General features: G+C 40.1%; 9 protein-coding genes and 2 other annotated features (1 of these 11 only partly in view). Of the genes, 1 reads left to right on the forward strand and 8 read right to left on the reverse strand.

Translation table 11 applies throughout. The features are described from left to right. Window positions 1-76: 76 nt before the first annotated feature. The 4 genes from AB8S09_RS05400 to AB8S09_RS05415 form a co-directional block, all read right to left on the reverse strand. A complete protein-coding gene (locus tag AB8S09_RS05400) occupies window positions 77-640 on the reverse strand; it encodes a glycerol-3-phosphate responsive antiterminator (RefSeq protein ID WP_294181929.1) in 564 nt (187 codons plus the stop codon). A 40-nt stretch (window positions 641-680) separates the two neighbouring features. Continuing rightward, window positions 681-1,385, reverse strand: a complete 705-nt coding sequence (locus AB8S09_RS05405; RefSeq protein WP_294181927.1) for an MIP/aquaporin family protein — start codon at window positions 1,383-1,385, stop codon at window positions 681-683. A gap of 268 nt (window positions 1,386-1,653) precedes the next feature. Next, window positions 1,654-4,518, reverse strand: a complete 2,865-nt coding sequence (locus AB8S09_RS05410) for a DNA topoisomerase IV subunit A (protein ID WP_369868625.1) — start codon at window positions 4,516-4,518, stop codon at window positions 1,654-1,656. A gap of 103 nt (window positions 4,519-4,621) precedes the next feature. After that, window positions 4,622-6,568, reverse strand: a complete 1,947-nt coding sequence (locus AB8S09_RS05415) for a DNA gyrase/topoisomerase IV subunit B (RefSeq protein WP_294182024.1) — start codon at window positions 6,566-6,568, stop codon at window positions 4,622-4,624. A gap of 334 nt (window positions 6,569-6,902) precedes the next feature. Here AB8S09_RS05415 and AB8S09_RS05420 point away from each other — a divergent pair, with 334 nt between their 5' ends. Continuing rightward, the gene (locus AB8S09_RS05420; protein ID WP_294181922.1) at window positions 6,903-7,484 is read left to right on the forward strand and encodes a zinc dependent phospholipase C family protein; all 582 of its coding nucleotides are present in this window, start codon (window positions 6,903-6,905) and stop codon (window positions 7,482-7,484) included. Window positions 7,485-7,497: 13 nt separating this feature from the next. On the opposite strand, the gene leuB is transcribed toward AB8S09_RS05420, so the two are convergent. From leuB to AB8S09_RS05440, 4 genes are read right to left on the reverse strand one after another with little or no spacing between them, the layout of a single operon-like run. Continuing rightward, on the reverse strand, window positions 7,498-8,562 hold the full coding sequence (gene leuB / locus AB8S09_RS05425) for a 3-isopropylmalate dehydrogenase (RefSeq protein WP_294181920.1): 1,065 nt from the start codon (window positions 8,560-8,562) through the stop codon (window positions 7,498-7,500). Then, window positions 8,559-9,053 carry a 3-isopropylmalate dehydratase small subunit gene (leuD, locus tag AB8S09_RS05430; RefSeq protein WP_294181919.1) on the reverse strand — a complete coding sequence of 165 codons (495 nt, stop codon included), beginning with the start codon at window positions 9,051-9,053 and terminating at the stop codon, window positions 8,559-8,561. The genes leuB and leuD overlap by 4 nt, the downstream gene beginning before the upstream one ends. Beyond that, window positions 9,050-10,315: a 3-isopropylmalate dehydratase large subunit gene (leuC, locus tag AB8S09_RS05435; RefSeq protein ID WP_294181917.1), complete on the reverse strand. Its 1,266-nt coding sequence runs from the start codon at window positions 10,313-10,315 to the stop codon at window positions 9,050-9,052. Before leuC ends, leuD begins: the two co-directional genes overlap by 4 nt. A gap of 21 nt (window positions 10,316-10,336) precedes the next feature. Then, window positions 10,337-11,875, reverse strand: coding sequence for a 2-isopropylmalate synthase (locus tag AB8S09_RS05440; RefSeq protein WP_294181915.1), 1,539 nt, complete (start codon window positions 11,873-11,875; stop codon window positions 10,337-10,339). Window positions 11,876-12,009: 134 nt separating this feature from the next. After that, window positions 12,010-12,210: a binding site (T-box leader), on the reverse strand. Window positions 12,211-12,247: 37 nt separating this feature from the next. Further along, window positions 12,248-12,412: a binding site (T-box leader), on the reverse strand; it runs 33 nt beyond the window's last position.

A 12,412-nucleotide genomic window follows, 5' to 3' on the forward strand; every position in this document is an offset into this window, starting at 1 on the left:
AACTTACAGTGCATGCACTACAAGCAGCTGTTTCTCTCGTTTACCAGGCTACCCCCGCAGTCCCTGCGGTTCCCATTTATAAATTCCACAATTTTCGAGTAGTAGAAGATATAGCTATGGCCCCTGCAGATAGAGATTCCATTATATCCCTTTTCTCTTTTATAAGCCCACCTGCTATGATGGGAATTTTTGTCTCTCTTTTGAGGACTCCTATTATCTTGCTTGCTATACCAGGTAAAACTTCCAGCGCATCAGGGTTGTTTTCACGTATGCTCTTTATTCCCGTTTTAAGGGAAAGCGAATCCAGCATGAATATTCTCTGTATAGTAAGCAGATTCAGCTGATTTCCGTATCTGATAGTGGAGGATTTGGTGCTTATTATCCCTGTTGGTTTTGCACAGTGCTTTATATATTTTACTCCTGCAAAATCACCTTTCAATCCGTCTATTAAATCAACGTGAATAAAAGTCATTTTATTCTTTTCCCTGATTTTAGAACATATATCTGGAATGTTCAATATGTCTCCATAGAGAACAAATACTATAGCCGCCCTGCTCAAAACAGCAAAATCCAAATCTTCTTCATTTCTAACAGCTGCTATAATAGGGTTCTCTATGAGTTCTTTTTCAAATTTAGGCATTGACAAAAACTTCCTTTTTAATTAATCTGAACAACTATCACTAAAATACTAACACAAATAGCAATGCCCCGGCTATTCCCCCTGCCACTGGTCCAAACACAGGAACCCAGGAATACGACCAGTCCGAACCGCCTTTACCTGCTATTGGAAGTATGGCGTGTGCAATTCTCGGTGATAAATCCCTGGCAGGATTCATTGCATATCCAGTGGGACCGCCAAGAGCACAGCCCAGGACAAAGATGAGTGCGCTTACAACAACGATGGAACCCATTCCATCGGCGACTTTAACGCCCCCCATTGCAGCTATAGAAAACACCAAAGTAGCTGTAGCCAAAAACTCTGTCAAAAAGTTTGCAGGATAATTTCTTATAGCCGGTGCTGTACAGAATATACCCAATTTTGCAGCTTTATCTTCCGTGACTGCCCAATGTGGTAAATATGTAAGCCATACGAAAACACCTCCGACTATTCCTCCAAGCATCTGGGCTACAATATAGCCTGGAACCTGTGCCCACGGAAACTTGCCGGCAACGGCCAGCCCTATGGTAAGTGCCGGATTAAACTGATTACTGAAATTTGAGAACAAGTACGCAGGAAGCCCTACTGCAAAACCCCATCCTGCTGCTATAACTATCCATCCTGCATTGTGCCCTTTAGTTTTATCAAGGGTACAGTTGGCGCATATACTATCTCCTAAATAGACCATCAATGCAGTTCCAACAAATTCTGCTAATACGTGTGACATGTTATTATTCCCCCTAACTTAATAATTATGTTAATTTAAATTAACATCACAATTGTAAAACAAAAACATGATAAACCGATTACAGATTAAAAACCAGATATTTATCCTGAAAAAAAGCCTGCTTAAAAGAAGTCAAGCATATTGACTTTTTTTTAAGCGGCTCTCCCTTCTCTGCCCTTTATTGATTTTCATATACACATTATAATATAATAATCACAATATTACAACACAATTATAAATTATTGCAAATCTTATTAAAATCCATCCTTTAACGTATACTTTCCACTCTGTCGTCCAAATCCATTGAAATAACGCTTTTACCCTTGCCGGCCCTGTTCTGAAGAGCCATATCTTTTAATTTCACCTTTGCACTATTTCCATTAATTGAATTTAAAATAAAAACATGATTCATCTTGTCTTCACTGTCCGCCAAAAAAGAATATACAACTTTCTGATCATCTCTAAGGCTCATTCCTATTACCCCTGAAGCCAGCCTTCCCATGGCACTTATGGAGTCCCCCCTGAATTTTATTGCCATACCACTGTTATTTACCAGAAGCACCTGAGGATTTTTAGCCCTGCTGTACTTTACATCTATCAGGAAATCTTCCCTGTTTTTAAATTTATATGCCCTATCCCATAAATTTATATCTTTAAATTCAGCAGCAGGGGTTTTTTTAACTATTCCGCCGCCGGTAAAAAAGTACATGTACCCCGAGTCAAAATTTTCTATGGAAATCAATGCAAGCACATCTTTCACATCTATCTTCCCCATAAGTTTTGTAATATGTATTCCCTCATTTCCCATATCCTGGAGCATATATGCAGGTATTGAAAACACTCTTCCATCTGCAGTAAACATGAGCACAGCAGATTTTGAATTGGTAAGTACATTTTTGCTTGACCTTCCGGTATTTGAAACTTTGATCATTCCCGATTTATTCATGTTTATATAAAATTCCCCATATTTATATTTGCCGCAGGACTTCACATCCAATACCGCATCCCCCTCCGGCAGCGTAAAGAGGCTTGTAGTGACTATATTTCTATCTCCAGGTGCCATTTCAGGCACTTTCAACTTAAAATGAAGTCCTATTTTCGTAGATATCTCTATAAGTCCTATATGAGAATTTCTGTCCAAGAGTTTCATCCGTAAAAGTTTCTCTCCCTTTTTCAATTTAAGGGCCATAATTCTGACATAATTTGTAATGAAGGATTCCAATTTGGTCCTTTTTATTCCCCCACCGGTGGTGAAAAATACAAAATCCTGTTTTGAATTCAAGTTTCCAATATTATAGACCGCAGTTATGTTCTCTTCAGATAAATCGAGGTTTTTTATTATACTGTCAAGCCGCTGACCCTTTTCCTTCCATTTAAATTCGGGAATGCCGCTTCCCTTCAAGTTATAGACATTGCCCTTGTCTGTAAAGAACATAAATGTATCTTTTGTATTGGCATTTATAAGATACCTGTTAAAATCGCCCTCCCTGTATTTTATATCTTCAATTTTTCCACTGGATCTGCTGTAGCTTTTTTCAGAAATTCTCTTTATAAAAGCTTCATTGGACATCGTCACAACTATGTTTTCATCCAGCATAATCTCTTCTTCATCTATTTTGGCCTTGCTATCCTCTGCTATAATGGCGGTTTTCCTTTTATCACCGTACTTTTCGCTTATTTTCTTCAGTTCCCTCTTTATTATTTTAAGTATTTCCCTTTCACTGCCCAATATTTTTGTAAGCCTCTTTATGGCCTTTAAAAGTTTATTGTATTCTTTTTCAAAAGATGCTATTTCAAGTCCTGTAAGCCTATACAGCATGAGTTCCAGTATAGCTTCCGCCTGTGGGGCCGTAAATTGAAATTTATTCATGAGATTGGAGGCGGCATTTTTCTTGGATTTGGAAGCCCTTATGGTTTTTATGATCTCATCCATTATACCTATGGCTTTTATAAATCCCTCTACAATATGAAACCTCGATTTTGCCGCATCCAGCTCTTTCTCCGTTCTTCTCCTTACAATTTCCTTCTGATAATCCACATAGTAGCCCAATATAGTCTTAAGTCCCATAGTCTGGGGCTTTCCATTAGCCAAAGCCACCATATTAAAGGACAGGTTACACTGCAGATCCGTTTTTTTGAAAAGATATTTTAAAATCTTCCTTACAAGTGGAACATCCGCCGATTTTTTAAACTCTATTACTGCCCTTATACCTCTCCTGTCGGACTCATCCCTTATATCGGATATAGGTTCGAACACCTTTGCATGTCTCTTGTCCGCAGTCATCTCGGAAATAGTCTGGAGTAACTTTGCTTTGCTCCTCCTGTATGGAAATTGGGTTATAACTATGGCCAATTTACCGTTTTTCAGCTTTTCTATAGATGTCCTGGCCCTCAATGTCACTCTTCCTTCACCTGTTTCATAGGCGGAAAGGAGGGACTTCTTACCTATTATTATTCCGCCGGTAGGCAGATCAGGACCTTTTACATAGTCCATAAGCTCTTCAGTAGTTATGTGAGGGTTATCTATATAGGCCGCTGCAGCCTCAATCACTTCTCTCAAGTTGTGTGGTGGAATATTAGTGGCAAGGCCTACGGCTATTCCAAAAGCTCCATTTACCAGCAGATTGGGATATCTTGCCGGAAGAACTTCAGGTTCTTTTTCGGAACCCGAATAATTGTCTACCATGTTTACCACATCTTTGTCTATATCCCTCATCATCTCCATGGCGATAGGAGTAAGCCTTGCCTCCGTATAACGCATAGCTGCAGCGCTGTCTCCATCCTGGCTCCCCCAATTTCCATGTCCGTCTATGAGGGGCATCCTGGTAGTAAAACCCTGGGCCAGTATAACCATGGCATCATATACGGAAGTATCACCGTGAGGATGATATTTTCCAAGTATGTCACCCACTATTCTGGCAGATTTGTAATAAGGTCTGTCGGGAAATGCCTTCAATTTGTAACTCCCGTATATTATTCTCCTATGTACAGGCTTTAGACCATCCCTGACGTCTGGAAGCGCCCTGTCTTTTGCCACCTCAACCGCATAGGGAAGATAATTATCCGGCATAGCTTCTTCTATTGGAATTTTTATTATATTGTGATCTTGTGGAATTACTGTTTTAGTTGCCACGTAAAAAACCTCCTTTTTACAATTGACAATTTACAATTAATGAAGATTTTTCTACGAAAAATCAACCACAATTGTCAATTGTCCATTGTCCACTGTAAATTGCCTAAAACTGCGCATATTTGTACATATATTTTTTCCTCGGTGCCACTACGTCGCCCATAAGCAGCGATATCATCTTTTCGGCTTTTACGGCATCTTCTATGGTTATCTGCTGAAGTGTCCTGCTTTCGGGATTTAAAGTAGTCTGCCACAGCTGGTCCGGATTCATCTCTCCCAAACCCTTGTACCTTTGAACAAGTGCCCCGGATCCAATTTCCTTTTTGGCCCCCAAAAGCTGTTCATCGCTGTAAGCGTATTTTGTCACATCTTTTCCCCTAACACTTCTATAGACCTTGTAAAGCGGCGGAAGTGCTATATACAGATGTCCATTTGATATAAGCTGCCTCATATATCTGTATATGTAAGTCATCCACAACGCCCTTATATGATATCCGTCCACATCTGCATCGCTGAGTATTATGATCTTGTTGTACTTCAAATCCTCCTCCCTGTAGTTTTTAAGTATGCCAGTACCTATAGCCGTGTTGAATATCTTCAGTTCCTCACTTCCAAGTACGTTTTCCAGCTTTTGTTTTTCGGTATTCATTATCTTGCCTTTAGATGGCATTATGGTTTGGAATCGTCTGTCTCTGGCCTGCTTTGCAGAACCTCCTGCCGAATCTCCTTCTACCACTATAAATTCACATTCGGACGGATCTTTTAAAGTACACACCGCAATTTTTCCTGCAAGAGGTGCTGTTCCCTTACCCACTTTCTTCTTTTCGGCATCATTTATTTTTCTTATTTTTTCCCTTCTCAAAGCAGTATCGAGGGCATTGTTTATTATATTCGAAGCCACATCCCTGTTATCTTCTATCCATTCAGAAAGTTTTGTATAGGAAATGTCATTCATCATGGTATAGGCTTCCGTATTTCCCAGTTTGGTTTTGGTCTGGCCCTCAAATATGGGATTGTTTATCTTTATTTTAATTATGGCAGTCATTCCTTCCCGAAGATCATCCCCGTCAAATTCCCTGTCCTTTTCCTTAAGTAAATTCAGTTTTCTCGCCCCTTCTTTAAAAGCCCTGGTCATACCTGCCTTAAAACCGCTTTCATGGGTTCCCGATTCAGTTGTGGGAATATTGTTGACATAGCTTGCTATATGGTAGTTAGTCGAGTCGGTAAACTGGATGCACACTTCTCCTTCCATTGTCAAATCACCTACATGTCTTTTTCCCGCAAAAAATATTGGTTTCTTATGAAGGGGTGTCTTGCTCTCGTTCAAATATTCTATAAAATCCAGAAGACCCCTTTCAGAATGATATTCTCTCTGCATTTCATTTCCCCGGAGCCCGCACACAAGTTTTAAAGTTATACCCTTATTTTGAAAAGCCAGTTCTCTAAGTCTCTCTTCTATAACGTCCGGCTTGAACTCCACCGTGGAAAACACCCTTTCATCAGGCATGAATGTGACTTTGGTACCTGTCTCACCAGTGTCGCCCACTATCTTGAGATCAGTCACAGGGGTGCCCGGCATATTTTTTTTGAAATGCCTGTCATAGGCATATTCAAATCTCTGTGCATATATATGTCCATCCCTTTTCACTTCCACTTCCATCCATCTGGACAGTGCATTAACCACAGCTGCACCTACACCATGAAGTCCCCCCGAGGTCTTGTAAACCTTATTGTTGAACTTCCCTCCGGTATGCAGCTCCGTAAACACCATTTCCACTCCGTTTATTTTTTTTACAGGGTGAATGCCGGTAGGTATCCCCCGGCCATTATCCTCTACAGACACACTTCCATCTTCGTTTAATGTCACACAGGCCCTGTCTCCAAACCCATTGGAAATTTCATCTATAGAATTATCCAATATTTCCCATATACAGTGATGAAGACCCCTGCTCCCCGTGGAACCTATATACATACCCGGTCTAACACGAACCGGTTCCAGTTTTTCCAAAGAGGTCAGGGAAGTTACATCATAAACTTCATTTTTCTCATCCATATTTTTCATCTATACAGTTTCCTCCAAAATAATTATCTTCTATCCGTATTCCCATATAATATTCCAATAATAGCCAGCAAATTCCTTCCCATTTGCCGACAGCAATTTCAACAGAATTTAAAAAAGCCTTCTGAAACACCGGAGAAGGTATAAGATTTAAAGTTTAAACTTCAAAATTATTATATATATATAGATGAGATTATGCAAATATATCGATAAAATTTTTAAACCGCACTAAGATTAACCCCATTTTAACCTTGTTTTAACTTTATAAGCGTATATATTATAATATAGATGAGTTAAAAATAACAAAATCAAATAGGGTGATTTTAAAATGATAACAAATACACATTTATTGATGTCCCGTGTACTATTCAAGTACTGCTCAAAAAAATTGGACACTAAATTGAATAAATTTAATTTTCTATACGGCAATATAAAACCGGATTTTACAAGTGGTAAATCCAATTACCACCATTGCATGGACGAAAGCATGGACGTAGTGTGTGATTACTGCAGCCAGCTTATCAACACCAAAATGTCAATAAAAACATACTCCCTTACTCTAGGTATCGTGTGTCATTTGATCTGTGATTATTTTTGTCTATACCATACAAAAGAATACAGAGACAAAAGCCTTTTTGAACATTTCATGTATGAAGTGCGTCTTCATTTTGCATCCATAAATATTTTTATATTCAAAAGATCTAAGATTACCATGGATACACAGAATGTCTCCGAAAAAAGCATACCTGACATCATATACCACATGCATGAAAAATACAGTATGGAAAATAAATCCTATTTCAGGGATATAGTCTATGCCGTTTCAACAGCAATGATGGTTATGGATCTAATAGTAAACAAGAAAAACTTAGGTTATAGCAGTTTTGAAAATATTAGAAAAATTTCCTGATTTTCAATTTCAGCTATATTTTTTTACATATCAAGTCTCCCATCTCTTCTGTCCCAACGATTTTTGAATTTTTTACAGCAATATCCGGAGTTCTGTAGCCCCCACTTAGGACTTCAGATACTGCATTTTTTATATTTTCTGCAATATCCGCCCTGTTGAAACTATATTTAAGCATCATTGCAGCACTCATGATCGTACCAATGGGATTTGCTTTATTACAGCCGGCAATATCCGGTGCGGAACCATGTACCGGTTCATAAAGTCCAAAAGAATCACCCCTTACACTGGCTGAAGGCAGCATTCCGAGAGATCCTGTCAGCATTGAAGCCTCATCGCTTAAAATGTCGCCAAACATGTTCTCGGTCAGGATCACGTCAAACTGGGCGGGATCTCTTATAAGCTGCATTGCGGCATTGTCAACATACATACAGCTGACTTCAACATCACTGTATTCCCTTGAAATTTTACCGACGATTTTCCTCCAGAGTTTTGAACTTTCAAGCACATTGGATTTATCCACCAAAGTGAGTTTTTTATTTCTCTTTCTCGCAATTTCAAAAGATTTTCTCGTTATTCTATCTATCTCAAAGCTGGAATAACTTATAGTATCCCACGCTTTTTGCCCCCCTTTTATATTTACCGTATTCTTTTCTCCAAAATAAGCTCCGCCCAACAATTCCCTGACTATCATTATGTCAAGCCCTTTTCCAAGAACTTCATCTTTTAAATTTGAAGCGGATTTAAGTTCAGGAAACAATATGGCAGGCCTCAAGTTTGCAAATACGCCAAGAGCTTTTCTTATACCTAAAAGTCCAGCCTCCGGTCTCAAATTACCGGGAAAATGATCCCATTTGGGTCCCCCTACTGCACCTAAAAGTACAGCTTCGCTGTTTTGGCATATCCTTATAGTTTCTTCGGGAAGCGGCGTCCCCTTTTCATCAAGTGCGCTCCCCCCAAGAAGCACATCTTCATATTCAAGATCAAATTTATATTTATGAGCAACAGTCCTCAGCACTTTTTTTCCCTGTTTTGTTATTTCACTACCTATTCCATCCCCTGGTATAACAGCTATCTTCACTTGTCCGCCCCCTCTTTTCTCAAATAATTTATAAGTCCCCGGGATTCTATGATTTCCTGCATAAAATCCGGAAAAGGAACTGCCCTGTATGTTTTTCCCCCTGTAATATTTTTTATGATTCCAGAGGTCAAATCCACCGATACTTCGTCACCTTCTTCTATTTCACGGGCCGCCTTCCTGCATTCAATTATGGGAAGGCCTATATTTATGGAATTCCTGAAAAATATTCTGGCAAAGGTCTCTGCTATTACACAGGAAATACCTGACGCTTTTATAGCTATAGGTGCATGCTCCCTGGAAGATCCACATCCGAAATTCCTGCCTGCCACCAGTACAGAACCGTTTTTGACTTTCGAGGAAAATCCCTTATCCAGATCTTCCATACAGTGAGAGGCAAGTTCCTTTTCATCGCTTGTATTTAAATATCTGGCAGGTATTATGACATCTGTATCCACATTATCTCCATATTTAATCACTTTTCCACCTATCATTTTACCACCTCCTCCGGTGAGGAAATTCTGCCAGTTACAGCTGAAGCCGCAGCCACAGCGGGGCTTGCAAGGTATACCTCGCTTTTAACATGTCCCATTCTTCCCACAAAATTTCTATTTGTAGTTGAAACGGCTCTCTCCCCTTCTGCAAGTATCCCCATGTGTCCCCCGAGGCAAGGCCCGCAGGTAGGAGTGCTCACCACAGCCCCTGATTCTATGAAAGTTTCTATAATTCCCTCCCGCAGTGCCTGGAGATATATTCTCTGTGTTGCAGGAAATATGATTGCCCTTACATTTTTATTCACTTTCCTTCCCTTTAAAACACTGGCTGCAGATCTCAAGTCGCTTATTCTCCCATTGGTACAGGATCCTATAACTACCTGATCTATTTTTATGTTTCCCACCTCGTCAATAGTCCTGGTATTTTCAGGGCTATGCGGGAATGCCACTGTAGGGCGGATATTGCTTAAATCTATATCCACTGATTTTTCATATTCAGCATCCCTGTCCGCTTCATATATACTGTACTTTCTCTTTGAATGTTTCCCGACGTAATCTATGGTCCTGTCATCCACGGGGAAAATGCCGTTTTTGGCTCCTGCTTCTATTGCCATGTTGGAGATGGTAAAGCGATCGTCCATGGAGAGTTCGCCTACACCCCTGCCTGTAAATTCCATGGACTTGTAAAGAGCTCCGTCTACACCTATCATCCCTATGATGTGTAAAATGACATCTTTTCCACTCACCCATTCAGGGAGCTTCCCGTAAAGCACAAATCTTATGGCACCGGGAACTTTGAACCATGCCTCTCCTTTGGCCATTCCCGCGGCCATGTCCGTGCTCCCAACACCTGTGGCAAAAGCACCAAGTGCTCCGTAGGTGCAGGTGTGTGAATCCGCCCCTATTATTGCGTCTCCACAAACCGCCAGACCCTTTTCGGGAATAAGAGCATGTTCAATTCCCATCTGTCCTATTTCAAAATAATTTTCAATTTTCATATTCCGTGCAAACTTTCTTACACATTTGCACTGCTGTGCTGACTTTATATCCTTGTTGGGAGTAAAATGATCCGGGACAATAGCTATCTTGCCTCTGTCAAAAACTCTGCCAACTCCAATTTTATTAAATTCATTTATAGCTACCGGCGTAGTTATGTCATTTCCAAGTACAAGATCCAATTTGGCCTTTATCAATTGCCCGGCTTTTACGGAATCCTCCCCCGCATGGCAGGCCAGTATTTTCTGCGTCATCGTCATACCCATACATATACCTCCTTTAAAGTTTTAATAGGAAACTGCCTTTTTCAAAGAAATTTCATGGTACATCTTGTTCATTGCATTTATAAAGGCTCTTGCACTGGCCTCTACTATATCGGTACTCAATCCCTTGGCTGAAAAAATCTTATTGTCCCTCTCCACCTTTACAGTAGCTTCACCCAGCGCATCCTTGCCGTATCCCACTGATTTTATAAAATAATCATTTAATTTCACTTCAATTCCAGAAGCCTTTTCAATAGCTTTAAAAGTGGCATCCACAGGCCCGTCGCCGCAGGAAGCTTCACTTACACTTTTACCTTCACGTTCCAATCTCACAGTAGACGTAGACACTGTGGTATTTCCCGTAGACACCTGGTAATATTTCAATTTGAACACTTCGGGTACTTTAAATATTTCATTTTTTGCAAGACTTTCTATATCCTCATCAGAGACAGTTTTTTTCTTGTCTGCAAGATCTTTAAATTCCTCAAAGATTTGATTTATCTTGTCCTGATTCAAATTTTTATATCCAAGTTCCTCAAGGCGTTTGACAAAAGCATGTCTTCCGGAATGTTTCCCAAGTACTATAAAACTCTTTTTTAACCCCACGGATTCAGGAGTCATAATTTCATAAGTTTCCCTGCAGTTTAAAACCCCGTGCTGGTGTATGCCGGATTCATGTGCAAAGGCATTGGCACCCACTACTGCTTTATTGTTCTGAACTTGCATTCCTGTTATATGACTTACAAGCTTGCTGGTTCTCGTCAGTTCCTCGGTTACAATTTCCGTGCTGCAACTAAAAATATCAGACCTGGTCTTAATTGCCATTACCACTTCTTCAAGGGCCGCATTCCCCGCTCTTTCACCAAGTCCGTTCATAGCGCATTCCACTTGCCTGGCGCCGTTTTCCACAGCTGCCAGCGAGTTTGCCACCGCCATGCCAAGATCGTCATGGCAATGGACACTTATAACCGCCCTGTCTATATTGGACACATTATCTTTAATTTTCCCTATGAATGTGCCGAACTGCTGGGGCATGGAATATCCGACGGTATCAGGTATATTCACTATATCGGCACCGGCATCTATTGCAGCTTCCAGGACCTGATACAGAAACTCCGGCCTCGTCCTCGTGGCATCCTCCGGTGAAAATTCTACACTTGGACACAAGCTTTTCGCATATTTGACCATATCCACCGTCCTCTTCAAAACCTCTTCCGGCTTCATTTTCAATTTATATTTCATGTGAAGATCTGAAGTGGCAATAAAAACGTGAATCCTCGGTTTTTCAGCATCCTTGATTGCATTCCAAGCGGATTCTATATCACCTTTCAAAGCTCTGGCAAGAGCTACTATATATGGCGATCTAATTTCCCTTGCCACAGCTTCAACCGCCTCAAAATCTCCATTGGAAGCTGCTGGAAATCCAGCTTCTATAACATCTACATTCAGCTTTTCAAGCTGCCTTGCAATATTGAGTTTGTCATTCATATTCAAGCTTACCCTGGGTGTCTGTTCTCCATCTCTCAATGTAGTATCAAAAATATATATTTTATTATTTTTCATAATAATTTCTCCTCTACTTTATTTTCATAATTTTCTTGGAATTATCTCAACTGGCCAATTGAAATTTTCTATAATTTTTATAATATTCCCAATATTCTCTAATTTAAAATTAGGGAATAAAAAAACAGGCTCCTCCTTGGGGCGAGAAGTCTGTTCGCGGTACCACCCAATTTTATACTCAATTAAATAACGGTTTTTAACCGGTAAAGCCTACTTGTAATTTCAGCTTCCAGCTCCAGGACGAGTTCAGCAAACTCTACTTACAGGCTTTCACCAAAAAACCTGCTCTCTTTGAAATAGAAATTATACCTACTGCTTCCCTTCACAGCTTGTCAATATCTATATAAGTTAATATAAAAAAAACAGATTTCTCTATGGGGCGAGAAATCTGTTCGCGGTACCACCCAATTTTGTACTCAATCCATTAACGGCATTTGTCGGCACAGCCTACTGTTATTTCAGCCTGCAACTCAAAGGTGAGTTCAACACGCATTATTTACGGTCCTTCCACCTTCTCCCGCTCTCTCTAAAATACAT

Source organism: Clostridium lapidicellarium, from assembly GCF_041224415.1.
Lineage (GTDB): Bacteria > Bacillota > Clostridia > Clostridiales > Clostridiaceae > Clostridium_B > Clostridium_B lapidicellarium.

Coding starts and splice junctions, on each gene's coding strand:
- leuD (WP_294181919.1), bottom strand. CDS start 9,053: ATGATAGGTGGAAAAGTGATTAAATATGGAGATAATGTGGATACAGAT.
- AB8S09_RS05440 (WP_294181915.1), bottom strand. CDS start 11,875: ATGAAAAATAATAAAATATATATTTTTGATACTACATTGAGAGATGGA.
- AB8S09_RS05415 (WP_294182024.1), bottom strand. CDS start 6,568: ATGGATGAGAAAAATGAAGTTTATGATGTAACTTCCCTGACCTCTTTG.
- AB8S09_RS05400 (WP_294181929.1), bottom strand. CDS start 640: ATGCCTAAATTTGAAAAAGAACTCATAGAGAACCCTATTATAGCAGCT.
- AB8S09_RS05405 (WP_294181927.1), bottom strand. CDS start 1,385: ATGTCACACGTATTAGCAGAATTTGTTGGAACTGCATTGATGGTCTAT.
- leuC (WP_294181917.1), bottom strand. CDS start 10,315: ATGGGTATGACGATGACGCAGAAAATACTGGCCTGCCATGCGGGGGAG.
- AB8S09_RS05420 (WP_294181922.1), top strand. CDS start 6,903: ATGATAACAAATACACATTTATTGATGTCCCGTGTACTATTCAAGTAC.